Raw genomic sequence first — 25,603 nt, 5'->3', positions numbered from 1 at the left:
TATGTAACGGCGTGCATAATCCGCCTTCGATATGAACCGCCTCGCGTCCATCCTGCCCGCCGCTCAGGTGCTTGTGAGCGTCGACGCCACCAGCAAAAAGCGTGCTTTCGAAGAAGCGGGCCTGCTGTTCGAAAACCTCCATGGCCTCTCACGCGCATTGGTGACAGACAGCTTGTTCGCACGCGAACGTCTGGGGTCCACCGGCCTCGGCCACGGTGTGGCGATTCCACATGGGCGCATCAAGGGCCTGAAGGCTCCCATGGCGGCCGTCGTGCAACTGGCCGAGCCAATCGGCTTCGATGCGCCGGACGAGCAGCCCGTCAAGCTGCTGATTTTTCTGCTGGTACCCGAGACCGCCACGCAAAAGCATCTGGAAATCCTGTCGGAGATTGCAGAGCTGCTCAGCGATGCGCCGCTGCGCGAGAGGATGAAGAGCAGCGCTGACGCCGCCGTCTTGCACGAACTGATTGCCACCTGGCAGTCGGCCCAACCCGCCTGACGATGCGCCCTGTGGCGATCCCGCCCCGCTACAGCCGGCCGACGGCTGCCCCATCGCCATGAAACCCACCGTCGTCAGTGCCGACGTCCTGTTCGAAGCCTTCCGCGGCCTGCTGCGTTGGGAGTGGGTGGCAGGCCTCGGCGCCTCCGAACGCCGCTTCGACGAAGTCGCAGTGCGGGCCGCGCGCTCGGGTGCGGATCTGGTCGGCTACCTGAACTACATCCATCCCTACCGCGTCCAGATCATGGGCGAGCGTGAGGTGGCCTACCTCACGAACGCCACGCCGGAAGACTGCGCGCGCCGCATCTCACGCATCGTCACGCTGGAGCCACCGGTGCTGATCCTCGCAGATGGGCAGACCGCACCGCAGGCGCTGCTGTCCATGTGCGAGCGGGCGCAGATTCCGATGTTCGCCACAGGTGAGTCATCGGCTTTCGTCATCGACGTGCTGCGCGCCTACCTGTCCAAACACTTCGCCGACCGCACTTCGATGCACGGCGTGTTCATGGACATCCTGGGGTTGGGCGTCATGATCACCGGCGAGTCCGGCCTGGGCAAGAGCGAGCTGGGGCTGGAGCTGATCTCGCGCGGCAACGGCCTGGTGGCGGACGACGCCGTCGACCTCTACCGCATCAACCAGACAACCATCGAAGGGCGCTGCCCCGAGCTGCTGCAGAACCTGCTCGAGGTGCGCGGCATCGGCCTTCTGGACATTCGCGGCATCTTTGGCGAGACCGCTGTACGCCGCAAGATGCGCCTGCGCATGATCGTGCACCTGGTGCGGCGCGAAACCATGGAGCGTGAACACGAGCGCTTGCCCTATGAGCCCCTGACGCAGGATGTGCTGGGCGTTGCCGTGCGCAAGGTCATCATCCAGGTGGTGGCAGGCCGCAACATCGCCGTGCTGGTCGAAGCGGCGGTGCGCAACACCATCTTGCAACTGCGCGGCGTGGACACCTACCAGGAATTCGTCGAGCGCCACCGCAAGGCGATGGACGGCGAACTCTGAAACCGAGCCGGGCCAGGGCCCGGTCTGCGCTCAGTTCCGGCTGGGCTTGGCAGCGCACTCCACGCACAGGCCATACAAGGACATCGCATGGTCCTGCACCGTCCAACCCATGGATTTGGCGACGATCTGCTGACGCTTTTCGATCTCGGCATCGAAGAACTCTTCGACCTTGCCGCACACGGTGCAGATGAAGTGGTCGTGGTGCCGGCCCTCATCCAGCTCGTAGACCGCCTTGCCCGATTCGAAGTGGCTGCGCGACAGGATGCCGGCCTGCTCGAACTGCGTCAGGACGCGGTAGACCGTGGCCAGGCCAATATCCGAACGCTCGATCAGCAACACGCGGAACACATCTTCCGCCGTCATGTGGCGCAACTCGCCTTTCTGGAAGATTTCAAGAATCTTCAGCCGGGGCAGCGTGGCCTTCAGACCAGTGCTCTTGAGTTCGTCGATATTGGCCATGCGATGGGTTGGTCCTGATGTCGGCGCACCGTCCGAAAAAGGAGGGGCCGCTACAATCGCGCGATCATAGCGCTGCCTGTACACATGCCCTTTTCCCGCACCTTCTGCCTCCGCACCTGCCTGTTGATCGCCTGCGCAGGCTTGACGGCGTGCAGCACGGTGACCGAGGCTACACGCAAGGCCGCCAGCGCCATCGTGCCCTACAGGATCGAAATCGTACAGGGCAACTTCGTGTCCAAAGAGCAGGTCGAAGCCCTCAAGCCCGGCATGTCGCGCACCCAGGTGCGCGAGATCCTGGGCACGCCGCTGCTGCAGAGCGTGTTCCACAGCAACCGCTGGGACTACGTGTTCACGATGAAGCGCCAGGGCACCGAGAACCAGGCGCGTCAGTTGACAGTCCACTTCAAAGAGGACGTCATGGAGCGCGTCGAGGGCGACCCGATGCCCAGCGAATCCGAGTTCGTCGCACTGTTGGGCGCGAACCGCAAGCCGCAGGCCGTGCCGGTGCTGCAGGCCAGCGAAGACAGCCTGAAAGCGTACGCCCCGCCGGCGTCCATCACGGCGGCCACGCCTGCGTCTCCCCCCGCGACCGCGCCCCTGCCGACCACCTATCCCCCGCTGGAAACACCGGGCCGCTGAGCGCCCTGTGCGCTCGGCTGCAGCGGGATGCCTGACCCAGCCATTGCGATGACCACTGCCTCTTCTCCCCTCTCTCACGACGCTTGCGCAACTACGTACGGCGTCGCCATCGCAGGCGCATCCGGCCGCATGGGCCGCACCTTGGTCGAAGCCGTGCTGGCTTCGGGTGATTGCCGGCTGACGGGTGCGCTCGACGTAGCCGGCAGCCCTGGCCTGGGCACCGATGCAGCCGCCTTCCTGGGCCGCCCCGGCGGCGCCACGATCACCGCCGACCTGGCGCAGGGCCTGCAGCAGGCGCAGGTGTTGATCGACTTCACGCGCCCCGAAGGCACGATGGCCCACCTGCAGGCCTGCCGCGCCCGTGGCGTGGCCCTGGTCATCGGCACCACCGGGTTCAGCGACGCGCAGAAAGCCGAGATCCAGGCTGCATCGGCCGACATCGCCATCGTGATGGCCCCCAACATGAGCGTGGGTGTCAACGTCACGCTCAAGCTGCTGGAGATGGCCGCCAAGGCCATGCCCACCGGCTATGACATCGAAATCGTCGAGACCCACCACCGCCACAAGGTCGACGCGCCCTCGGGCACGGCGCTGAAGATGGGCGAAGTCATCGCCGATGCGCTGGGCCGCGACCTGAAGCAATGCGCCGTCTATGCGCGCGAAGGCGTGACCGGCGAGCGCGACCCCTCCACCATCGGCTTTCAGTCGCTGCGCGGCGGCGACGTGGTCGGCGACCACACGGTGATGTTTGCCGGCACCGGCGAGCGCATCGAGATCTCGCATCGCGCCACGAGTCGCATGAACTATGCGATCGGCAGCCTGCGCGCGGTGCGCTTCCTGGCCGGCCGCAAGAGCGGCCTGTTCAGCATGTTCGACGTGCTGGGCCTGAACGGATGACGCGTTCGCGTCGATGAACGCGCTGGACCTGCTCACCGGGGGCGATGCGGTCAGCCGGCTGGTGGCCTGGCTGTTGCTGGCCATGTCGGTCGCCAGCTGGGTCGTGATCCTCTGGAAATTCCTGCTGCTGCGCCGCGCGGGGCGCGATGTGGTCCGAGGCACGGCTGCGTTCTGGCAGTCCGCTTCGCTGGAGGCTGCCTCCGAGCGTGTCGCAGCGTTCGACCGCGCCGCCCTGTTGCTGCCGCTGGTGCAAGCCACCCGCAGCCAGCCGCCGGGCACGCTGGCCAGCGCCGGCGCGCGTCACCAGCAGCTCACGCGCGTCTTGCGCGATGCCCTGCACCGCGGCCTGCAGCGGCTGCAGTTCGGCCAGACGCTGCTGGCCACCGTGGGGTCGACCGCGCCCTTCGTCGGCCTGCTGGGAACGGTCTGGGGCATCTACCACGCGCTCACGGCGATTTCCGCTTCCGGTCAGATCAGCATTGACCAGGTGGCCGGCCCGGTCGGCGAAGCACTCATCATGACCGCCGCCGGCCTGGCCGTGGCCATTCCCGCCGTGCTGGCCTACAACTGGTTCGGCCGCAGCATCGCCCGCATCGAGGCCGACCTCGAAGGCTTCGCGCGCGACCTGCGCGAACTGCTCGCGCCGCAGCCCCAAGAAGACTGACATGCCATTCGGCCGCCTGGAACGCAGCGACAGTGACCGCCCGATGGCCGAGATCAACGTGACCCCGCTGGTCGACGTGATGCTGGTGCTGCTGGTGATCTTCATCATCACGGCGCCGCTGATGGCCAGCTCGATCAAGCTGGACCTGCCGCGCAGCGCGGCGGCCAAGCCAGACACGCCGCCGCAGTTCGTCAGCCTGGTGATCACGCCTGACGGGCAGATCCATTTGGACGAGCGCACGGTCACGCCCACGCAGCTCAGCGAAGCCCTGGTGCGCCGTGCCGCGCAGGCCCCGGACACCGAGGTACAACTGCGGGCCGATGCCGCCGTGCCCTACGGCCGCGTGGTCGAAGTCATGGGCCTGGCCCAGCAGGCCGGCCTGAACCGCATCGGCTTCGTGGCCGAGGCCCCGGCCAGCCCCCGACCCTGAGGCCCGGCGCGGCGTTCGCGGCGGTGCCGGTCGTGCCCCGCGCGGCCAGGGTCGAGCGCCTAAAATCCACGCATCCTGGCCCGTGCGGCCCCTTCGCGACGCGATCGCCCAACGCCCTCATGCAAGACAAGTACAACCACCTCGAAGTCGAACCCGCTGCCCAGGCGCACTGGAACGCGCGCGACGCCTACCGCGTGAGCGAAGACCAGGACAAGAAGAAGTTCTACGCCTGCTCCATGCTGCCCTACCCCAGCGGCAAGCTGCACATGGGCCACGTGCGCAACTACACCATCAACGACATGCTCACGCGCTATCTGCGCATGAACGGTCACAACGTGTTGATGCCCATGGGCTGGGACGCCTTCGGCCTGCCGGCCGAGAACGCCGCGATGAAAAACGGCGTGCCGCCCGCGCAGTGGACCTACGACAACATCGCCTACATGAAGCAGCAGATGCAGGCGATGGGGCTGGCCATCGACTGGAGCCGCGAGGTGGCCACCTGCGATCCGACCTATTACAAGTGGAACCAGTGGCTGTTCCTCAAGATGCTTGAAAAAGGCATTGCCTACCGCAAAACCCAGGTCGTGAACTGGGACCCGGTGGACCAGACCGTCCTGGCCAATGAGCAGGTCATCGACGGCAAGGGCTGGCGCACCGGCGCACCGGTCGAGCGGCGCGAAATCCCCGGCTATTACCTGAAGATCACCGACTACGCGGACGAGTTGCTGGACCACGTGCAGAACCGGCTTCCGGGCTGGCCCGAGCGCGTCAAGCTGATGCAGGCCAACTGGATCGGCAAGAGCGAGGGCGTGCGCTTCGCATTCACGCACGACATCTGCGACAACGCCGGCGCATTGATCGGCGACGGCCGCATGTATGTGTTCACCACGCGTGCCGACACCATCATGGGCGTGACCTTCTGCGCGGTCGCGCCCGAGCACCCGCTGGCCATGCAAGCCGCACTGACCAACCCGACCCTGGCCGCTTTCATCGAGCAGTGCAAGAAGGGCGGCACGACAGAGGCCGAGCTGGCGCTGCGCGAAAAGGAAGGTATGCCCACCGGCCTGTTCGTCACGCATCCCGTGACGCACCGCGAGGTGCCGCTGTGGGTTGGCAACTACGTGCTGATGGGCTATGGCGACGGCGCCGTCATGGGCGTGCCTGCACATGACGAGCGCGACTTCGCCTTCGCGCTGAAGTACGACCTGGACATCGTGCAGGTGGTGCACATGGATGGCGAGCACTATGACTACCACCACTGGCACGACTGGTACGGCGACAAGCAGCGCGGCGTGACCATCAACTCCGACATCTTCAGCGGGCTGGAATACAAGGACGCGGTGGATGCCGTGGCGCGCATGCTGGCCGGCAAGGGCCTGGGCGAGAAGAAGGTGACCTGGCGCCTGCGCGATTGGGGCGTGAGCCGCCAACGCTACTGGGGCACGCCGATTCCCATCATCCACTGCGACGAACACGGCGCCGTGCCGGTGCCTGAGAAAGACCTGCCGGTGGTGCTGCCGCAGGACTGCGTGCCCGACGGCAGCGGCAACCCGCTCAACAAGCACGTGGGCTTTCACGCCGGTGTGGTCTGCCCCGTCTGCGGCAAGGCCGCGCGGCGCGAGACCGACACCATGGACACCTTCGTGGACTCGTCCTGGTACTTCATGCGCTATTGCGACCCGCAACTGGATGCCGCGATGGTCGGCGAGGGCGCGGCCTACTGGATGCGGGACCAACACCTGTCCAAGGGTGGCAGCGGCATGGACCAGTACATCGGCGGCGATGAACACGCCATCCTGCACCTGCTGTACGCGCGCTTCTGGACCAAGGTCATGCGCGACCTGGGCCTGGTCACTATCGACGAGCCCTTCACCAAGCTGATGACGCAGGGCATGGTGCTCAACCACATCTACTTCCACCGCGACGAGAAGGGTGGCAAGCACTACCACCCGCCGCATGAAGTGACGCCCACGCTGGACCCGCAGGGCCGCATCGTTGGCGGCACTGCGGCCGATGGCACCGCCGTTGAATACGGCGGCGTCGGCAAGATGGGCAAGAGCGAGCGCAACGGTGTCGACCCGCAAGACATGATCGAAAAGTACGGCGCCGACACCGCCCGCCTGTACACCATGTTCACCGCGCCGCCCGAGGCCACGCTGGAATGGAACGACGCTTCGGTCGAGGGCTCCTACCGCTTCCTGCGCCGGGTCTGGAACTTCGGCGTGAAGCTGGCGGGCAGCGATTTCTCGGGCGCGCTGGCCGGTGCGGCCGGCGCCAGCAAGCTGGCCGACGTGAAGTTCGACAAGGACGTCAAAGCCCTGCGGCTGGAGATCCACAGCGTGCTCAAGCAGGTCGACTACGACTACCAGCGCATGCAGTACAACACTGTGGTCTCCGGTGCCATGAAGCTCTTGAACGCGCTGGAAAGCTTCAAGGCCCTGGACGCCGCCGGCGCGCCCATCGCGCTGGCCGAGGGCTTCGGCATCCTGCTGCGCTGCCTGTACCCCGCCACGCCCCACATCGCCCAGGCGCTATGGCAAGAGCTCGGCTATGACGGCCGCTTCGGCGAATTGCTCGATGCGCCCTGGCCGCAGGTCGACGCCGGCGCGCTGGCACAGGACGAGGTCGAACTGATGCTGCAGATCAACGGCAAGTTGCGCGGCGCGATCCGCGTGCCGACCGGGGCGGACAAGGCGACGATCGAGGCCGCAGCGCTGGCGCACGAGATGTTTGCCAAATTCTCCGAAGGCGCCAAGCCCAAGAAGGTGATCGTGGTGCCCGGGCGCCTGGTCAACGTGGTGCTGTGATGCGCAGCGCCCTGCCTACCGCAACGCCCCGTCTGCCGCAGCGCCGCGCGCTGCTGGCCGGCGCGCTGGCCCTGCCGCTGGCCGCCTGCGGCTTCAAGCTGCGCGAGCCGCCACGCTTTGCCTTCAACTCGATCTATGTCGACATGCCCGAGGCTTCGCCGCTGGGCAACGAGCTGCGCCGCAACCTGGCCGGCACCGGCCGCGTGGAGGTCATCACCGACCCGGCACGCGCGGCGCAGGCCGAAGTGCGCCTTACGCCCACGCTCGACCAGCGCGAGCGCGTGGTCGTCGGCCTGACGTCCTCGGGCCAGGTGCGCGAACTGCAGCTGCGGCTGCGCTTTCGCTTTCGCGTGCGTACCCAGCAGGGCGCCGATTTCATCCCCGACGTCGAGATCTTGCAGCAGCGCGACATCAGCTTCAACGAGTCGCAGGTGCTGGCCAAGGACGCCGAAGAAGCGCTGCTCTACCGCAACATGCAGTCCGACATCGTGCAGCAGATCATGCGCCGGCTGGCGGCCGTCAAGCCCGCCTGACCAGGCGCGGCCGATGGAACTCGACCGCATCGACCTGCGCCTCCTGGAGCTGCTGCAGCGCGACGGGCGGGCCAGCGCGCAAGCCCTGTCGGAGGCGGTGCACCTGTCGGCCCGCGCCACCCTGAACCGCGTGCGCAAGCTGGAGGCGCAGGGCCTGATCAGCGGCTACCGGGCCGTCGTCAACCGCGGCGCCATCGGCCCGGCCATCGTGTTCTTCGCCGAGATCGCGCTGAAGGACCAGCGCCAGGCCGCCTCGCGCCGCTTCGAGGCGCGCATGCAGGCTGCCCCCGAGGTGGTCGCCTGCTACCTGCTGAGCGGCCGCTACGACTACCTGGTGCGCGTCGCCTGCCACGACCTGACGCAGTACCAGCGGCTGGTCAACGTCTGGCTGGAAGACGCCACGCTCGGCATCGAGAAGATCACCACCAATACCGAGCTGCAGACGGTCAAGGAGTTCGGCGGCTTTCCTCCGGTTTGAACCCACTTCCGAATCGGAAGCGCGAGGCGCGCAACTCGGCCCATCGCGGTTGCCGAGGCCACCCAGATCGGCCGCGCCCGCCAGACCTCTTTTCCTAGACTGGAGGCTGGAAAGGAGCAACCCATGGACCGCCACCCCATCCCCCTGTCGCAGACCCTGATCGAGGCCGAACGTCACGTCTGCGCGCCCAACTACCAACCGCTGCCGATCGTCGTCGAGCGCGCGCTGGACTGCCACGTCTGGGACGTCGACGGCAAGCGCTACCTGGACATGATGGGTGCGTATTCCGCCGTCAGCCACGGCCATCTGCACCCGCGCATCGTGGCTGCCGCCATGCGCCAGTTGCAGCGCGTGGCCGTGACCTCGCGGGCCTACCACGGTGACACGCTGGCGCCGTTTCTCACCAAGCTGTGCGCGCTGGCCGGCTTCGACCAGGCGCTGCCGATGAACACCGGTGCCGAGGCCGTGGAGACCGCCATCAAGGCCGTACGCCGCTGGGGCCACCAGGTGCGCGGCATTGCCGACGGCAGCGCCGAGATCCTGGTGGCGCGTCACAACTTCCACGGCCGCACCACGACTGTCATCAGCGCCTCCAGCGAACCGTCGTACCGCGCCGGCTTCGGGCCGCTGACGCCGGGCTTTCGCTGGTTCGACTTCGGCGACATCGCCAGCGTGCGGGCCGCCACGACGCCCGCCACCTGCGCGGTGCTGGTCGAGCCGATCCAGGGTGAGGCCGGCGTGGTGCTGCCGCCACCGGGGTTCTTCGCAGCACTGCGCGCCTGGTGCGATGCCCACGAGATCCTGCTGATCGCCGACGAGGTGCAGTCCGGCCTGGGCCGCACCGGGCGCTGGTTCGCGTTTGAGCACGAGGGCATCCGGCCTGACGGGCTGATTCTGGGCAAGGCGCTGGGCGGCGGGCTGCTGCCGGTCAGCGCCTTCCTGGCCGACCGCGCACTGATGGGCGTGTTCAACCCCGGCAGCCACGGCTCCACCTTCGGCGGCAACGCGCTGGCGGCGGCCGTCGGGCTGGAAGGGCTCTTGGTCATGGAAGACGAGCAACTGGTGCAGCGCTCGGCCGAGCTGGGCGTGCACCTGCTGCAGCGGCTGGAGCAGGTGCGCCAGCGCTTTCCCCACCTGGTGCGCGCCGTGCGCGGGCGCGGGCTGTGGGCCGGCGTGGACCTGGACCCGGCGCAGGCCAGCGCACGCGAGGTGGCCCTGCGCCTGGCGCAGGCGGGCGTGCTGTCCAAGGAGACGCACGAGACCGTGATCCGCTTCGCGCCGCCGTTGACGATCACGCGTGCGCTGATCGACGAGGGCGTCGACGTGTTCGCGCAGGTGCTGGCCGGGCTGCCTGCCCGCGGCGCCGGCACACGCGAGCCGTAAACTCGCCGCCATGCAACTGGCGCCGGCGCAACTCTCGCAACACCTGCAGCGCGGCCTGCGCAACCTGTACACCCTGCACGGCGACGAGCCACTGCTGCTGCAGGAGGCGGCCGACACCATCCGCGCCGCCGCGCGCGCCCAGGGCCATACCGAGCGCAGCGTGTTCACCGTGGCCGGCGCCCACTTCGACTGGGCCGGCGTGCTGGCCGCCGGCGGCTCGCTGAGCCTGTTCGCCGACAAGCAGTTGATCGAGTTGCGCATCCCCTCCGGCAAGCCCGGCAAGGACGGCAGCGCGGCACTGCAGCGCATGGCCGAATCGGCGCCCGGCAACGACAGCACGCTGCTGCTGGTCAGCCTGCCCAAGCTGGACCGCGCGACGAAAACCGGCGCCTGGTTCGGCGCGCTCGAGAACCACGGCGTGACGGTGCAGATCGACCCGGTAGAGCGGGCCGCGCTGCCGGGCTGGATCGCCCAGCGCCTGAAGGCCCAGGGCCAGCAGGTCGCGGCCGGCGAGGACGGCCAGCGCGCACTGCAGATGTTCACCGACCGCGTCGAGGGCAACCTGCTGGCCGCGCACCAGGAGATCAACAAGCTGGCGCTGCTGTACCCGCCCGGCGACCTGTCGGCCGCGCAGATCGAAAGCGCCGTGCTGAATGTGGCGCGCTACGACGTGTTCAAGCTGTCCGAGGCCGTGCTGGCCGGCCAGACGCTGCGCGCACAGCGCATGCTGGCGGGCCTGCAGGCCGAGGGCGAAGCCGCCGTGCTGGTGCACTACACGCTGGCCGAAGACATCCGCGCCCTGAAGCGCGTGCGCGACGCCATGGACGCCGGGCGCCCGCTGCCGATGGCGCTGCGCGAGCAGCGCGTCTGGGGCCCACGCGAGAAGCTGTTCGAGCGCGTGCTGCCACGGCTGACCGCCCCCACGCTGGGGCGGCTGCTGCAGGCGGCGCACCAGGTCGACGGCATCGTCAAGGGCCTCAAATACCCGGACTGGCCCACCGATGGCTGGCAGGCCCTGCAGCGGCTGGCGCTGGCCCTGTGCCGCGTCTGCCGGCCGCCACCGGCCCGCTGAGCCCGTGCCCTCTGGGCGGCACCCTGGCAACTGCGTCAGAATCGCGCCCATGAACGCGCTGAACGTTGCCGAATACACGCAAACGCTGGGCCTGCAGGCCCGGCAGGCCTCTGCCGCCATGGCGCGCGCCTCTGCCGCCACCAAGAACCGCGCGCTGCGCACGCTGGCGCGCCTGCTGCGCGAGAGCACCGAGGCGCTGCAGATCGACAACGCCAGGGACATCGCCCGCGCCACAGCCGCCGGCCTGGCCGCGCCGATGGTCGACCGGCTCAAGCTCACGCCCAAGGTGCTCGACACCGTGGCCGAAGGCTGCGAGCAGCTGGCCGCCATGCCCGACCTGATTGGCGAGATCAGCGGCATGCAGCAGCAGCCCAGTGGCATCCGCGTGGGCCAGATGCGCGTGCCGCTCGGCGTCTTCGCGATGATCTTCGAGAGCCGGCCCAACGTGACCATCGAGGCCGCCAGCCTGTCGATCAAGAGCGGCAACGCCTGCATCCTGCGCGGCGGCTCCGAGGCCATCGAGTCGAACAAGGCGCTGGCCCGGTTGGTGCAGCAAGCGCTCGAAGAAGCCGGCCTGCCAGCCGATGCGGTGCAACTGGTGCAGACCACCGACCGCGATGCCGTGGGCCAGCTCATTGCCATGCCCGAGCATGTGGACGTGGTGATTCCGCGCGGCGGCAAGAGCCTGATCGAGCGCATCAGCCGCGAGGCCAAGGTCCCTGTCATCAAGCACCTGGACGGCAACTGCCATGTCTACGTGGACGACCCCTGCGACATCGCGATGGCCGTGACCGTGGCCGACAACGCCAAGACCAACAAGTACAGCCCCTGCAACGCCGCCGAGGGCCTGCTGGTCGCGCGCGGCGTGGCGGCGGCCTTTCTGCCGAAGATCGGCGCCGTCTACGCCGCCAAAGGCGTGGAGATGCGTTGCGACGCCGAGGCGGCGGCCATCCTAAGCACAGTGCCCGGCGCCCAGATCGTGGCCGCCACCGAGCAGGACTGGTTCGAGGAGTATCTCGCGCCCATCATCAGCGTGAAGATCGTCGACGGGCTGGACGCCGCCATTGCCCACATCAACCACTACAGCAGCCACCACACGGACGCCATCCTCACGCGCGACCACATGCATGCCCAGCGTTTCCTGCGCGAAGTCGATTCCGCCAGCGTGATGGTCAACACCAGCACGCGCTTTGCCGACGGATTCGAATACGGCCTGGGCGCGGAGATCGGCATCAGCACCGACAAGTTTCACGCGCGTGGTCCGGTCGGCCTGCTGGGCCTGACCTCCCTCAAATACGTCGTCCTGGGCAACGGGGAAGTGCGGAACTGACCGGCTCGCCCGGTACATCATGAGAATCATCATCCTGGGCGCTGGCCGTGTCGGCGAGAGCGTGGTCGACGGCCTGGTCTCCGAGCAGAACGACCTCACCGTCATCGATACCGACGCTGGTCGCCTGCGCGCATTGGAAGAACGCTACGACCTGCGCGGCGTGGTGGGCAACGGCATTGACCCCAGCGTGCTGGAGGAAGCCGGCGCCAGGGATGCCGACCTGCTGATCGCCTGCTCCGCGTTGGACGAGACCAACCTGGTGTGCTGCAAGGTGGCGCACCGTGTGTTCAACGTACCCACCCGCATCGCCCGCGTGCGCTCGAGCGCCTATGGCCACGGCAGCGCGCTGGTCGACAAGGAAGGCTTCGCCGTCGACCGCGTGATCTGCCCCGAAGAATCGCTCACGCGCTACATCTTCAAGCTGATCGAGTACCCCGAGGCGCTGCAGGTGCGCGAGTTCGCCGGCGGCCTGGCCTGCCTGGTCTCGGTGCGCGCCGTGGCCGGCGCGCCGCTGGTGGCGCACAGCATCGCCGAGCTGCGCGAGTGCGTGCCCGACGTGCCGATGCGTGTGGTCGCGATCTACCGCCGCTTCGCCGATGAGCCCGACCGCTTCATCGCCTGCGAAGGCTCGACCCGCGTGGAGCCCGGAGACGAGGTCTTCGTGCTGGCCGCGCGCAACGACATCCCCAACGTACTGCTGGCGCTGCACCGCGACGAACACCGGGGCAAGCGCCGCGTCGAACGCATCATGATCGCCGGGGGCGGGCGCGTCGGCACCCGGCTGGCGCTGGAACTGGCCAAGGCAGAGCCTGGCTACAACGTGAAGGTGGTCGAGGTGAACCCCGCGCGCTGCACCGCCCTGGCCAGCCTGCTGCCGCATGAGGTGCTGGTGCTGCAGGGCGACGCCACCGACGAAGACCTGCTCGAAGAAGAGAGCATCGAATCGGTCGACCTGTTCCTGGCGCTGACCAGCGACGACGAGAACAACATCATGTCCAGCCTGCTGGCCAAGCGCCTGGGCGCCAAGCGCGTGCTGGCGCTGATCAACCGGCGCAGCTATGCCGAGCTGATGCACGGCACGCAGATCGACATCGCGCTGTCGCCGGCGCAGACCATGATCGGCGAGCTGCTGGCCCACGTGCGCCAGGGCGATGTGCAGGCCGTGCACAGCCTGCGCCGCGGCGTGGCCGAGGCGCTGGAGATCGTGGCCCGCGGCGACCGCAAGACCTCGCGCGTGGTCGGCTGCAAGGTGCGCGACCTGCGGCTGCCGGCGCAGGCGCACTTCGGCCTGATCGTGCGCGACCTGCCCGACCCCCTGGCCATCCCGGCGTCAGACGGCGAGGCGGCGCACGCGCCGCAGGCCGCACCCCGCGTCATCATCCCGACCGGTGACACGGTGATCGAGAGCAACGACCACGTGGTGATCTTCGTGCCGCGCAAGCGGCTGATCCGCGAGGTCGAGAAGCTGTTCCGCGTGAGCGCCGCGTTCTTCTAAGCCGGCATGCGCGACGTATTTCCCGTCCTGCGTGTGCTGGGCGTCATGCTCAGCTTCATGGCGCTGGCCATGGCTTTGCCGATGGGCGTCTCCTGGGTCGCGCAGGATGGCGTGACCGACGCCTACGTGGCGTCCATGCTGATCACACTGGTGGTCGGCGGGCTGCTGTGGGGTGGCATGCGGCGCTTCAAACGCGAACTGCAGCCACGCCATGGCGTCATGCTGGTGACGCTGGCCTGGGTGCTGATGCCGCTGTTGGCGGCCGTGCCGATCATGCTGGCACTGCAACAGATCGGCCGGCCGATCACCTTCACGTACGCGTACTTCGAGGCCGTCTCGGGGCTGACCACTTCCGGCGGCACCGTGCTGTCGCAGCTCAACACACTGCCGGTGTCGCTCAACCTGTGGCGATGCTTCCTGCAGTGGGTGGGTGGCATGGGCATCCTGATCCTCGCGGTGGCGGTGCTGCCGCTGCTGGGGGTGGGTGGCGCGCAGCTGTTTCGGGCCGAGGCCGCCGGCCCGATCAAAGACAGCAAGCTCACGCCGCGTATTGCCGAGACGGCCAAGGGCCTGTGGGGGGTGTACGCCACGCTGTCGATTGCCTGCGCGATGGCCTACTGGGTGGCAGGCATGCCGCCGATGGAGGCCATCATGCACATGTTCACCACCGTGAGCCTGGGCGGCCTGTCGCCACACGACACCAGCTTCGGCTACTACCAGTCGCCGCTGCTCGAAGCCATCTGCGTGCTCTTCATGCTGTTCGCCAGCTGCAACTTCGCGCTGTATTTCAGCGCTGCGCGCAAAGGCAATGCGCGCGTCGCGCTGCGCGACCCCGAACTGCGCGCCACGCTGGCCGTGCTGATCGGGGGCGGGCTGCTGGCGGCCGCGTTGCTGTGGGCCAAGGGCGTCTACCCGCCGCTGGACGCCCTGCGCCATGGCATGTTCAACGTGGTCTCGATCGCCACCACCACCGGCTACGCTTCGCAGGACTATCTGCTGTGGCCGGTGTTCCTGCCCATCTTCATGCTGCTGCTGTCGGGCGTGGCGACCAGCGCTGGTTCCACCGGCGGCGGCATCAAGATGGTCCGCATGCTGATCCTGCTGCAGCAGGCGCGGCGCGAGATGCGCCGCCTGGTGCACCCGCGCGCGGTGCAGCCGGTGAAGCTGGGCCATGCGGTGGTCGACGCGCCGGTGATCTTCGCCGTGCTCGCCTTCATGCTGCTGTATGGCGCCACGGTGATCGTGCTGTCAATGGTGCTGCTGCTGACCGACCTGGACCCGGTCACCGCGTTCAGCGCCGTCATCGCCAGCGTCAACTGCATGGGGCCGGGGCTGGGCATCGTCGGGCCCACTTCCTCGTTCGCCGTGCTGACGGATTTTCAGATCTGGGTCTGCACGCTGGCGATGCTGATGGGGCGGCTGGAGCTGCTGAGCTTCATGGCCTTGCTGACGCCGTCGTTCTGGCGGCGCTGAGCGGCGCAGCCTCCCAGCTGCCCAGCCAGATCGCCCCACCGATCACGGCCGCATACACCGCCAGGCTCAGCGCCACCACGCCATAGAACGCCGTGGCCGGCGCCTGCAGCACCGACACACAGAGCCAGCCACCGACCGCCACCACCACCAGCCGCGCCAGGCTGCCGGCCAGCGGCCAGAACATGCGGCCTGCGCCCTGCGAGGCGAAGAACAGCGCCAGCCCCAGACCGAACAGGCCGTAGCCGCCGCCCACGATGCGCAGGTAGCTGGCGCCCAAGTCGCGGATGGTGGCGTCGGCGGTGAACAGGTTCATCCACAGCGCAGGAAAGACGGCCACGGTGAGGCCGATAGCGCCGGTGATCGCCGCCACCAGCGCGCCACCGATCCAGCTCACGCGCAACGCGCGCGCCGCCTGGCCTGCGCCCATGTTGGTGGCCACCATGGTGGTCAATGCGGTGCCGAAGCCGAACGCGATCGGCACCAGGATGTATTCGAGACGCGCCGCCACGCCATACCCGGCCAGCGCCGCCGTACCGTAGCTGCCGACCACAGCCGTGGCCACGGCAATCGAGGCATTGCTGATCACCGGGCTCATCGACGCCGGCAGGCCCACGCGCAGGATGCCCTGCAGCAGGCTCTTGCTGAAGCGCCAGGGCGCGCCCTGCAGGCGCACCGCGCCGTGGCGCCGCAGCAGGTGCACAGCCAGCACCAGCGCCGCGCCGATGTTGACGGCCAGCGTGCTCCAGGCCGCGCCGGCAATGCCCAGGGCCGGCACCGGGCCCCAGCCGAACACCAGCAGCGGGCACAGCAGCAGGTGCACCAGGGTGGTGGCCAGCAGGCCCAGCGAGGGCAGCAGCATGTTGCCGCTCCCACGCACGATGCCGGCCAGCACGTTGATGGCCCAGATGGCAGCGGCCCCGCCGAAGATCACGTTCGAATAGGCCAGCGCGGCTTCTAGCGCGGCGCCGCGCCCGCCCATCGCGCCATAGACCGTGCGGCCGAACAGCAGCAGCGCGCCCATAAACAACGCCGCCATGACCAGGGCCACCAGCAGCGCGTGCTGCGCCAGCCGGTTCGCATCCTCGCTGCGGCCTGCGCCCAGCGCGCGTGCCACGGCCGCCGTCGTCGCCCCGCCGATGCCGCCGGCCGACATCTGCATCATCAGCATGGACAGCGGCAGCACCAGCGCCACGCCGGCCAATGCATCCGGCCCCAGCAGGCCGAGGATGTAGCCGTCATAGCCGATCATGATCGTCATCGCGAACAGGCCGATGACATTGGGCGTGGCCAGGCGCAGCAGCGTGGGCAGCAGCGGCGCGTGCAGCATCTGCTGTGTGCGCGCGTTGGGCGCCTGCTGCGCGTGGCTTGCGGGCCGCGCCATGGGGGCGGCAGTGGCGGCGGTCATGGGGCCCCCGCTCAGCGCTCGACGGGCACCAGGTACACGCCGGGATGGGCCGACAGGCCCTGCTTGACCAGCCGCGTACCCTCGTCGCCCAGCACCTCCTCGGCGCCGGCCTGCAGCGCGTCGAAAGCCTGGCGCACGATGGCCTCGGGCGTGGACTTGGGGCTGTCGATGCCGCGCGTGAGATCGGTGTCGACCAGGCCCATGTGCAGGCCCAGCACCTGCGTGCCCTGCGCGCGCAGCTCGTGGCGCAAACCATTGGTCAGCGACCACGCGGCGGCCTTGGTCGAGCCGTAGACCGCCAGTTGCGGTGAGCTGATCCAGGCGGCGACCGAGAGCACATTCAGGATGGCGCCGCCCCCGTTCGCCGCGAGCACCGGCGCGAAGGCGCGGCACAGCAGCATCGGGCCGATCACGTTGGTCTCGTACTGCGCGCGCACGGCCTCGATGCTGCTGTCCAGAAAGCCGCCGAAGGTCGCCATGCCTGCGTTGTTGACCAGCAGCGTGAGGTCGCCGCAGCGCTGTGCGGCGGCGGCGACATCCTCGGGATTGGTGACATCGAGCCGGATCGCTTCGACGCCGGGCAGTGTGACGCTGGCCGGGTCGCGCGCACCGGCGTAGACCTTGCGGGCGCCGCGGGCCAGTGCCTCGCGGGCGAAGGCCAGGCCGATGCCGCGGTTGGCGCCGGTGATGAGGACGGTGGCGTTGTCGAGTTGCATGAAGTGCTCCTTGGGGTTGGTGCCGGCTGGCCGGCTTGCTGACATGATGAACGTCATATTGCAGGACCTGCAAATGCGTGCGGCTGCGCCATGCGGGTCAATGTGGCGCACCGTGGTCGTACTGCGCCAGCAGCAGGCGCCGGGTCTCGGCCAGCAGCGCGCGGCCTTCGGCGTTGTCGCCCAGCGCGCGCGCCAGCTGCAGGGCGCCCACCAGTTGGCCCGCCACGGCGCCGGCGTCGGCTGCCGCAATGGCGGGCAGCGCCTGCGTCACGGTGGCCATCAGCGCCCGCACGCGCAGTGCGGCGGCCTCGGCCACATCGGGCGCCTGGCGCGGCATTTCGGATGCCAGCGCGGCGACGGGGCACCCACGCTCGGGCGTGGCCAGATGCGCGTCCGACAAATACTGCTCCACCAGCGCACGGATGGGGCTGGCGCCGCGCGACTGGCGCAGCGCCAGGCCTTTGGCCATGCGCGCCGCGCTGTCTTGCCCGGCGTGGGCGATGGCCTCGCACAGGAGAGCATCGCGTGAAGCGAAGTGCGCGTAGAAGCCGCCGTGCGTCAGGCCCGACTGCTTCATGATGTCGGCCACGCCCACCCCCCAGAAGCCGGATTGCCGCATGACCCGCGCCGCGTTCTCGACGATGCGCTCGTGCGTGATCTGCTTGCGGCTGGGTGCTGTGTCCATGGGGCGAACAGTAGCACAAAATATGACGGTCGTCATATGAACTTGCCGAATGCGGCGTTGGCTGCTTGCTTTTCCAGGGCCGACACCCTATATCGCTAGGAGGCTGCCGGCTGGGGCATGCTCGACAGCCTCCTAGAATTCGCTCCATCAATAGCCAAGGGCCTACCGCATGGTTCCGCATCTCGTCACAGCGCTCAACGGCCCGATCAACGAACTCGAACAGCGCATCCTCGATTCCACGCCAGCCATCGAACGCTGGTTCCGCCTGGAATGGATGGAGCACACGCCCCCGTTCTACTGCTCAGTGGACATCCGCAATGCCGGCTTCAAGCTGGCGCCGGTGGACACCAACCTGTACCCGGGCGGCTGGAACAACCTGACGTCGGCCATGCTGCCGCTGGCGGTGCAGTCCGCCATGGCCGCGATCGAGAAGATCTGCCCCGAGGCCAAGAACCTGCTGTTGATCCCCGAGAACCACAACCGCAACAGCTTCTACCTGGCGAACGTCGCGCAGCTGCAACGCATCTTCCACATGGCCGGGCTGAACGTGCGCATCGGCTCGGTCGACCCGGACATCAAGGAGTCCACGACCATCGCCCTGCCCAATGGTGAAGCGGTCACGCTCGAGCCGGTGGTGCGCAACAAGCGCCGGCTGGGGCTGAAGAACTTCGACCCCTGCACGATCCTGATGAACAACGACCTGTCCGCCGGCGCGCCGGGCATCCTGGAAGAGCTGCACGAGCAGTATCTGCTGCCGCCGCTGCACGCGGGCTGGTCGGTGCGGCGCAAGAGCCGGCATTTCCAGAGCTACGAGGAACTGGCCAAGCGCTTCGGCAAGCTGCTGGGCATCGACCCCTGGCTGATCAACCCGATGTTCAGCAAGTGCGGCGAGGTCGACTTTCAGCACGGCGCTGGCCTGGATTGCCTGCAGACCAATGTGGACGCGCTGCTCGGCAAGATCCGCCGCAAGTACAAGGAATACGGCATCAACGAAAAGCCCTTCGTCGTCGTGAAGGCCGACAACGGCTCGCAGGGCATGGGCATCATGACCGTGCGCGACGTGGCAGACCTCGACGCGCTGACCGCCAAGACGCGCGACCGGATGGCCGCCGCCAAGGATGGCCAGTTGGCGCTGGACGTGATCATCCAGGAAGGCGTGCTGACGGCCGAACGCATGAACGACGCCGTGGCCGAGCCGGTGGTCTACATGATGGACCGCTACGTGGTCGGCGGCTTCTACCGCGTGCATGCCGACCGTGGCGTCGACGAGAACCTCAACGCCCCGGGCAGCCGCTTCGTGCCATTGGCGTTTGCCGAGAGTACGCACTTACCTCAGCCAGGCGTCAAGCCAGGTGCCAGCGCCCCGAACCGCTTCTACATGTACGGCGTGGTCGGCCGATTGGCCATGGTCGCGGCCAGTTACGAACTGGAAGCCACGGACCCGGACGCAGAAGTGTATTGACACGGGCTTGCGTGCAGTACGTAGTTGCTGCATCGCAACATGAGGTCCATGCACGGCCGTGCGCTGCTTGCAAGCCAGGGGCCGCGGCGCACAATGACCTTCCCACAAAAACGGCGTTGTCGCCCGCCCGCAGGCGGTGAGACGCGTGCCAGTGCAAAGCTCCAAATCCTCTAACCTCCCGGCGCTGACCCTGAGCGCCATCGGGGTCGTCTACGGCGACATCGGCACCAGCGTCCTGTACGCGGTCAAGGAAGTCTTCCACACCGGCCATGTGCCATTCACACACGCCAACATCTACGGCGTGCTGTCGATCCTGTTCTGGACGCTGACGGTCATCGTCTCGCTCAAGTACGTGGTGCTGGTGCTGCGCGCCGACAACGGCGGTGAAGGCGGCCTGGTCGCCATGCTGGCGCTGGCCTCGCAGTCGGTCAAAGACAAGCCCAAACTGCGCCAGGTGCTGCTGCTGGTGGGCATCTTCGGCACCTGTTTGTTCTACGGCGACGGCGTCATCACACCGGCGATCTCGGTGCTGTCCGCGGTCGAAGGGCTGGAGGTGGTCTCGCCGGCGTTCCGCAAGGCGGTGATCCCGCTGACGCTGGTGATTCTCTTCGTGCTGTTCTTCGTGCAAAAGCGCGGCACGGCCGGCATCGGCAAGTTGTTCGGGCCGCTCACGCTGGTCTGGTTCATCGCCATCGCGCTGCTCGGCATCTCGCACATCTGGCACCACCCCGAGATTCTGGGCGCGCTGAGCCCGCACCACGCGCTGCGCTTTCTGTGGAACAACCCGGGCACCAGCTTCATCATCCTGGGCGCCGTGGTGCTGTGCGTGACCGGGGCCGAGGCGCTCTACGCCGACCTGGGCCACTTTGGCAAGCGGCCCATCCGGCTGGCCTGGTTCGCCGTGGTGATGCCGTGCCTGACGCTGAACTACTTCGGCCAGGGCGCGCTGCTGTTGACCAACCCGGAAGCCGTCAAGAACCCGTTCTTCATGATGGCGCCGGAATGGGCGCTGCTGCCGCTGGTGGGCCTGGCCACCATGGCCGCGGTGATTGCCTCACAGGCGCTGATCACCGGCGCGTTCTCGGTCACCAAGCAGGTCATCCAACTGGGCTACCTGCCGCGCCTGCAGATCCAGCACACCAGCGTGAAGTCGGCCGGCCAGATCTACATGCCGTTCGTGAACTGGGGCCTGTTCCTGGCGATCGTGCTGGCGGTGGTGATGTTCAAGTCGTCCAGCAATCTGGCGGCGGCCTACGGCATCGCCGTGTGCACCGACATGCTGATCACCACGGTTCTGACCTTCTTCGTCATCCGCCACGGCTGGAAGTACCCGCTGTGGTTGTGCGTGATGGCCACCGGCGTGTTCTTCCTGATCGACTTCGCGTTCTGGGCATCGAACCTGATGAAGCTGTTCGACGGCGGCTGGTTCCCGCTGTTCATCGGCGGCCTGGTATTCACGCTGATGATCACCTGGCACGACGGCCGGCGCCTGATGAACGATGCGCTGCGCGCCGACGCCATCGACCTCAAGAGCTTTCTCGAATCGGTGTTCGTCAGCCCGCCCGCCCGCGTGGACGGCACGGCTGTGTTCCTGACCGCCGAGCCCGGCAGCGTGCCCAATGCGCTGCTGCACAACCTCAAGCACAACAAGGTGCTGCACGAGCGCAACATCTTCGTCACCGTGCGCAGCCACGAGCGGCCGTGGATCGGCATGGACAAGCGCCTGCAGATCGACGCGCTGGGCCACGACTGCTGGCAGGTGGTGCTGCACTACGGCTTCAAGAACGACCCCGACCTGCCGCGCGCCCTGCAACAGATGCGCACGCGCGGCTGCGAGATGGAGCCGATGACGACCAGCTACTTCCTCTCGCGCGACCTGGTCGTGCCCACGCTGGGCGGCGGCATGGCGCCCTGGCGCGAAAAGCTGTTCGCGCAGATGCACCTGAACGCCAGCGCGGCGGCGCAGTTTCTGAACCTGCCGAACAACGCGGTGGTGGAGCTGGGCTCCAAGGTTGAGATCTGAGCATCCAGGCGCCTGCCCGCCCCGCGCGCCCGTGCATGCGGGCGGCCGCCTTGACACTTTCCTGATACCGCCCGCGCGAGTCTCTACACCGTCCTGAGGCGTGCGTTCGCACACTGCCTGCATCGTGTTTTCGATTGCAGGAGTGATGCATGGATTTCGTCTGGATTGGCGCCATCGGGCTGCTGTGGGTGGCCGTGGCGGAGCTGGCCTTTGGCCTGTCAAAGCTCGATCGGGCACAGGAGCCGCAGCCGTGATCGCGCTCGAAGCCCTCTACGGCCTGGCCGGCCTCATTGCTGTGCTGCTGCTGGCCTACCTCGTCTACGCGCTGATCTGCGCCGAGGAGTTCTGAGGCCATGAACTCGCACGCTTGGGCCCTGCTGGGCCTGTATCTGCTGTTGCTGGGCCTGGCGGCCTGGCCCCTGGGCCGCTGGCTGGCCGCACTGTGCGAGGGCCGGTTGCCTGCCTGGCTGCAGCGCGCGGAAACACCGCTGCTGCGCATGGCCGGCGTGCAGCGCGAAACCTCGATGCAGTGGCGCGGCTACGCGCTCGCCGTGCTGGCTTTCAACCTGACTGGGGCGCTGGCGCTGTACGCGCTGCAACGCCTGCAGGGCGCGCTGCCGCTGAACCCTGCGGCCATGCCAGCCGTCTCGCCCGACTCGGCCTTCAACACCGCCATCAGCTTTGTCAGCAACACCAACTGGCAGGGCTACGCAGGCGAGTCCACGATGGGCCATCTGACGCAGATGCTGGGCCTCACCGTGCAGAACTTCTTGTCGGCCGCCACCGGCATCGCCGTGGCCTTTGCGCTGGTGCGGGGCTTCGCCGCGCGCGGTGAGGCAGTCGGCCACGGCGTCGGCAACTTCTGGGTCGATCTGCTGCGCGTCACGCTATGGCTGCTGCTGCCGCTGTCGTGCGTGCTGGCGCTGTTCTTCGTCGGCCAGAGCGTGGTGCAGAGCCTGGCCGCCAGCATCGAGGTGCAGACGCTGCAGGGCGCGGCCACGCAGACCATCGCCATCGGCCCGGTCGCCTCACAGGAGGCGATCAAGATGCTGGGCACCAACGGCGGCGGCTTCTTCAACGCCAACTCGGCGCACCCGTTCGAGAACCCCACGGCACTGGCCAACCTGGTGCAGATGCTGGCGATCTTCTGGGTTCCGGCGGCGCTGTGCTTCGCGTTCGGCCGCGTGGTCGGCGACATCCGCCAGGGCTGGGCGCTGCTGGCGGCGATGACGGCGCTGTTCGTGGCCGCCGTCGTGGTGACGACGTGGGCCGAAGCGGCGGGCAACCCGCTGCTGGCCGCGCTCGGAACTGACCCCGCGGCCGGCAATCTGGAGGGCAAGGAACTGCGCTTCGGCGTCGCCACCTCGGCGCTGTTCGCCGTCATCACCACGGCCGCATCGTGCGGCGCCGTCATCGCCATGCATGACGCCTTCACGCCGCTGGGTGGCATGGTGCCGATGGTGCTGATGCAGCTGGGCGAGGTGGTGTTCGGCGGCGTCGGCTCGGGCCTGTACGGCATGCTGGTGTTCGCCGTGCTGGCGGTGTTCATCGCGGGGCTGATGATCGGCCGCACACCGGAATACCTGGGCAAGAAGATCGAGGTGCGCGAGATGAAGCTGATCGCGCTGGCCATCCTCGTCACGCCGCTGCTGGTGCTGCTGGGCACGGCGCTGGCCGTGGCCACAGAGGCTGGCCGCGCCGGCATCGCCAACCCCGGCGCGCACGGCTTCTCGGAGATCCTGTACGCGCTGAGCTCGGCCGCCAACAACAACGGCAGCGCTTTTGCCGGCCTGTCGGCCAACACGCCCGTCTACAACGCGCTGCTTGGGGTGGCCATGTGGCTGGGCCGCTTCGGCGTGATCGTGCCGGTGCTGGCCCTGGCCGGTGCGCTGGCCAACAAGCAGCGATTGCCGGTGACGGCCGGCACCATGCCGACGCACGGGCCACTCTTCGTGGGCCTCCTGATCGGCACGGTGCTGCTGGTGGGGCTGCTCAACTACGTGCCGGCGCTGGCGCTCGGGCCGGTGGTCGAACACCTGATGCTGTGGAAGTGAGAACCGTCATGTCCAACCACCACAAGTCGTCAACGCTCTTCGACGGCGCGCTGCTGAAGCCGGCGCTGGCCGGCGCCCTCTCCAAACTGAGCCCGCGCGTGCAATGGCGCAACCCGGTGATGTTCATCGTCTACGTGGGCAGCATTGCGACCACGCTGCTGTGGCTGCAGGCACCGGGCGCGGCCGACGCCGGCTTCGTGCTGGCCGTGGCCCTGTGGTTGTGGTTCACGGTGCTGTTCGCCAACTTCGCCGAGGCGCTGGCCGAAGGCCGCAGCAAGGCGCAAGCCGCATCGCTGCGAGGCCTCAAGCGCGACACCTGGGCCAAGAAACTGGCCGCGCCGCGCCACGGCAGCGGCTTCACGCCCGAGCAGGCCAGCAACCTGCGCCTGGGCGACGTGGTGCTGGTCGAGGCTGGCGACACCGTGCCGCTGGATGGGGAGGTGATCGAAGGCGTGGCCTCGGTCGACGAGAGCGCCATCACCGGCGAATCGGCCCCCGTGGTGCGCGAATCCGGCGGCGACTTCTCTTCGGTGACCGGCGGCACGCGGGTGCTGTCGGACTGGCTGGTGGTGCGCATCACCGTGAACCCCGGCGAGTCGTTTCTGGACCGCATGATCGGCATGGTCGAGGGAGCCCAGCGCCGCAAGACACCCAACGAGACGGCGCTGACCATCCTGCTGGTGGCGCTGACCATCGTGTTCCTCGTCGTCACCGTCACGCTGCTGCCGTTCTCGCAGTTCAGCGTGCAGGCCGCCGGCGCCGGCACAGTGGTGTCGCTGACCGCTCTGGTCGCCCTGCTCGTCTGCCTCATCCCCACCACCATCGGGGGGCTGCTGTCGGCAGTGGGCGTGGCCGGCATGAGCCGCATGCTGCGGGCCAATGTGATCGCCACCTCGGGCCGCGCGGTCGAGGCCGCGGGCGATGTGGACGTACTGCTGCTGGACAAGACCGGCACCATCACGCACGGCAACCGCCAGGCTTCTGCGCTTCTGCCGGCGCCGGGCATCACCGCCATGCGGCTGGCGCGTGGCGCGCTGCTGGCCTCGCTGGCCGATGAAACGCCCGAGGGGCGCAGCATCGTGGTGCTGGCGCAGCGACAGCGCATCGATGGCGGCGCAGTCGAGCAGGCCGTCGAGGGCGCAATCGATGGCGCGCAGCCCGTGGCCTTCACGGCGCAGACGCGCATGAGCGGCGTCGACCTGCCGGACGGCACGGCCCTGCGCAAGGGTGCCGTGGAAGCACTGCGCCGCCATGTCGAATCGCTGGGTGGCCAGCTGCCGCCGGAAGTGGCGCGTGCCGCAGACGAGGTGGCGCGCCGTGGCAGCACGCCGCTGGCCGTGGCCGAAGGTGCGCGCGTGCTGGGCATCGTCGAGCTGAAGGACATCGTCAAGACCGGCATCCGCGAGCGCTTCGCCGAGCTGCGCCGCATGGGCATCCGCACCGTGATGATCACCGGCGACAACAAGCTCACGGCCGCCGCCATCGCGGCCGAGGCCGGTGTCGACGACTTCCTCGCCGAGGCCACGCCCGAGGACAAGCTGCGCCTGATCCGCGCCGAGCAGGCCGGCGGCAAGCTGGTGGCCATGACCGGCGACGGCACCAACGACGCACCCGCGCTGGCCCAGGCCGATGTGGCCGTGGCCATGGGCAGCGGCACCCAGGCCGCCAAGGAGGCCGCCAACATGGTCGACCTGGACTCCGACCCCACCAAGCTGCTGGAGGTGGTGGAGACCGGCAAGGCCCTCTTGATGACGCGCGGCGCGCTGACCACCTTCAGCATCGCCAACGATGTGGCCAAGTACTTCGCGATCCTGCCGGCCATCTTCGTCGGCACCTACCCGCAACTGGCCGCGCTGAACCTGATGCGGCTGGCCAGCCCCAACTCGGCCATCCTGTCGGCGGTGGTGTTCAACGCGCTGGTGATCGTGTTCCTGATCCCGCTGGCGCTGCGCGGCGTGCGCTTTCGGCCCGTCGGTGCGGCCGCGCTGCTGCGACGCAACCTGGCCATCTACGGCCTGGGCGGGCTGCTCGTGCCCTTTGTCGGCATCAAGCTGATCGACCTCGTACTGGCCGCTGTCGGCCTTGTTTGA

The 25,603-nt window shown here is 68.2% G+C and carries 23 protein-coding genes; 19 read left to right on the top strand and 4 right to left on the bottom strand.

Features of this window, described 5'->3' with window-relative positions:
* The first annotated feature begins 31 nt into the window (after window positions 1-31).
* Together AC099J_RS01375 and hprK are read left to right on the top strand one after the other, a co-directional pair.
* Window positions 32-499 carry a PTS sugar transporter subunit IIA gene (locus AC099J_RS01375; RefSeq protein ID WP_479613401.1) on the top strand — a complete coding sequence of 156 codons (468 nt, stop codon included), beginning with the start codon at window positions 32-34 and terminating at the stop codon, window positions 497-499.
* A 58-nt stretch (window positions 500-557) separates the two neighbouring features.
* A complete protein-coding gene (gene hprK, locus AC099J_RS01370; protein ID WP_479613400.1) occupies window positions 558-1,508 on the top strand; it encodes an HPr(Ser) kinase/phosphatase in 951 nt (316 codons plus the stop codon).
* Between the two features lie 30 nt (window positions 1,509-1,538).
* Here hprK and fur read toward each other — a convergent pair whose 3' ends face one another.
* Window positions 1,539-1,967: a ferric iron uptake transcriptional regulator gene (gene fur / locus AC099J_RS01365; RefSeq protein ID WP_479613399.1), complete on the bottom strand. Its 429-nt coding sequence runs from the start codon at window positions 1,965-1,967 to the stop codon at window positions 1,539-1,541.
* A gap of 84 nt (window positions 1,968-2,051) precedes the next feature.
* Between fur and AC099J_RS01360 the strand changes: the two genes are divergently transcribed.
* The 12 genes from AC099J_RS01360 (at window position 2,052) to AC099J_RS01305 (ending at window position 15,168) form a co-directional block, all read left to right on the top strand.
* The gene (locus AC099J_RS01360) at window positions 2,052-2,606 is read left to right on the top strand and encodes an outer membrane protein assembly factor BamE (RefSeq protein WP_479613398.1); all 555 of its coding nucleotides are present in this window, start codon (window positions 2,052-2,054) and stop codon (window positions 2,604-2,606) included.
* 48 nt (window positions 2,607-2,654) lie between these two features.
* Window positions 2,655-3,503, top strand: coding sequence for a 4-hydroxy-tetrahydrodipicolinate reductase (dapB, locus tag AC099J_RS01355; protein WP_479613397.1), 849 nt, complete (start codon window positions 2,655-2,657; stop codon window positions 3,501-3,503).
* A gap of 13 nt (window positions 3,504-3,516) precedes the next feature.
* Window positions 3,517-4,167, top strand: coding sequence for a MotA/TolQ/ExbB proton channel family protein (locus AC099J_RS01350; RefSeq protein WP_479613396.1), 651 nt, complete (start codon window positions 3,517-3,519; stop codon window positions 4,165-4,167).
* A gap of 1 nt (window position 4,168) precedes the next feature.
* Entirely contained in the window at window positions 4,169-4,597 is a 429-nt protein-coding gene (locus AC099J_RS01345) for an ExbD/TolR family protein (RefSeq protein ID WP_479613395.1), read from the top strand.
* 119 nt (window positions 4,598-4,716) lie between these two features.
* Window positions 4,717-7,404 (top strand): leucine--tRNA ligase, encoded by a 2,688-nt coding sequence (leuS, locus tag AC099J_RS01340; RefSeq protein ID WP_479613394.1) that lies wholly within the window; start codon window positions 4,717-4,719, stop codon window positions 7,402-7,404.
* Window positions 7,404-7,937, top strand: a complete 534-nt coding sequence (locus tag AC099J_RS01335) for an LPS-assembly lipoprotein LptE (RefSeq protein WP_479613393.1) — start codon at window positions 7,404-7,406, stop codon at window positions 7,935-7,937. The genes leuS and AC099J_RS01335 overlap by 1 nt, the downstream gene beginning before the upstream one ends.
* A 13-nt stretch (window positions 7,938-7,950) precedes the next feature.
* A complete protein-coding gene (locus AC099J_RS01330; protein ID WP_479613392.1) occupies window positions 7,951-8,415 on the top strand; it encodes an Lrp/AsnC family transcriptional regulator in 465 nt (154 codons plus the stop codon).
* 123 nt (window positions 8,416-8,538) lie between these two features.
* Window positions 8,539-9,798, top strand: coding sequence for an ornithine--oxo-acid transaminase (rocD, locus tag AC099J_RS01325; protein ID WP_479613391.1), 1,260 nt, complete (start codon window positions 8,539-8,541; stop codon window positions 9,796-9,798).
* A gap of 10 nt (window positions 9,799-9,808) precedes the next feature.
* The gene (gene holA / locus AC099J_RS01320) at window positions 9,809-10,870 is read left to right on the top strand and encodes a DNA polymerase III subunit delta (RefSeq protein ID WP_479613390.1); all 1,062 of its coding nucleotides are present in this window, start codon (window positions 9,809-9,811) and stop codon (window positions 10,868-10,870) included.
* A 49-nt stretch (window positions 10,871-10,919) separates the two neighbouring features.
* Window positions 10,920-12,200 carry a glutamate-5-semialdehyde dehydrogenase gene (locus AC099J_RS01315; protein ID WP_479613389.1) on the top strand — a complete coding sequence of 427 codons (1,281 nt, stop codon included), beginning with the start codon at window positions 10,920-10,922 and terminating at the stop codon, window positions 12,198-12,200.
* A gap of 19 nt (window positions 12,201-12,219) precedes the next feature.
* Entirely contained in the window at window positions 12,220-13,695 is a 1,476-nt protein-coding gene (gene trkA / locus AC099J_RS01310; protein WP_479613388.1) for a Trk system potassium transporter TrkA, read from the top strand.
* Between the two features lie 6 nt (window positions 13,696-13,701).
* Window positions 13,702-15,168: a TrkH family potassium uptake protein gene (locus AC099J_RS01305; protein WP_479613387.1), complete on the top strand. Its 1,467-nt coding sequence runs from the start codon at window positions 13,702-13,704 to the stop codon at window positions 15,166-15,168.
* Here the strand turns inward: AC099J_RS01305 and AC099J_RS01300 are convergent.
* The 3 genes from AC099J_RS01300 to AC099J_RS01290 all read right to left on the bottom strand — a co-directional run bounded on the left by AC099J_RS01300 (window position 15,131) and on the right by AC099J_RS01290 (window position 17,974).
* Entirely contained in the window at window positions 15,131-16,573 is a 1,443-nt protein-coding gene (locus AC099J_RS01300; protein ID WP_479613386.1) for an MATE family efflux transporter, read from the bottom strand. The two genes, AC099J_RS01305 and AC099J_RS01300, sit on opposite strands and share 38 nt — an antisense overlap.
* An 11-nt stretch (window positions 16,574-16,584) precedes the next feature.
* Complete coding sequence (locus tag AC099J_RS01295) at window positions 16,585-17,289, bottom strand: SDR family oxidoreductase (protein WP_479613385.1); 705 nt, start codon at window positions 17,287-17,289, stop codon at window positions 16,585-16,587.
* Between the two features lie 97 nt (window positions 17,290-17,386).
* Window positions 17,387-17,974 (bottom strand): TetR/AcrR family transcriptional regulator, encoded by a 588-nt coding sequence (locus AC099J_RS01290; protein WP_479613384.1) that lies wholly within the window; start codon window positions 17,972-17,974, stop codon window positions 17,387-17,389.
* A gap of 169 nt (window positions 17,975-18,143) precedes the next feature.
* Between AC099J_RS01290 and gshA the strand changes: the two genes are divergently transcribed.
* The 5 genes from gshA (at window position 18,144) to kdpB (ending at window position 25,603) form a co-directional block, all read left to right on the top strand.
* Complete coding sequence (gshA, locus tag AC099J_RS01285; RefSeq protein ID WP_479613383.1) at window positions 18,144-19,436, top strand: glutamate--cysteine ligase; 1,293 nt, start codon at window positions 18,144-18,146, stop codon at window positions 19,434-19,436.
* 151 nt (window positions 19,437-19,587) lie between these two features.
* Window positions 19,588-21,459, top strand: a complete 1,872-nt coding sequence (locus tag AC099J_RS01280; protein WP_479613382.1) for a potassium transporter Kup — start codon at window positions 19,588-19,590, stop codon at window positions 21,457-21,459.
* 250 nt (window positions 21,460-21,709) lie between these two features.
* Window positions 21,710-21,808, top strand: coding sequence for a K(+)-transporting ATPase subunit F (kdpF, locus tag AC099J_RS01275; RefSeq protein ID WP_479613381.1), 99 nt, complete (start codon window positions 21,710-21,712; stop codon window positions 21,806-21,808).
* Window positions 21,809-21,812: 4 nt separating this feature from the next.
* Complete coding sequence (kdpA, locus tag AC099J_RS01270) at window positions 21,813-23,513, top strand: potassium-transporting ATPase subunit KdpA (protein ID WP_479613380.1); 1,701 nt, start codon at window positions 21,813-21,815, stop codon at window positions 23,511-23,513.
* Between the two features lie 8 nt (window positions 23,514-23,521).
* Window positions 23,522-25,603, top strand: a complete 2,082-nt coding sequence (gene kdpB / locus AC099J_RS01265; protein ID WP_479613379.1) for a potassium-transporting ATPase subunit KdpB — start codon at window positions 23,522-23,524, stop codon at window positions 25,601-25,603.

The organism is Rhodoferax sp. RT4P68 (genome assembly GCF_056521305.1).
The sequence above is the reverse complement of the archived record's forward strand: the minus strand, read 5'-3'. Positions and strand labels throughout refer to the sequence as shown.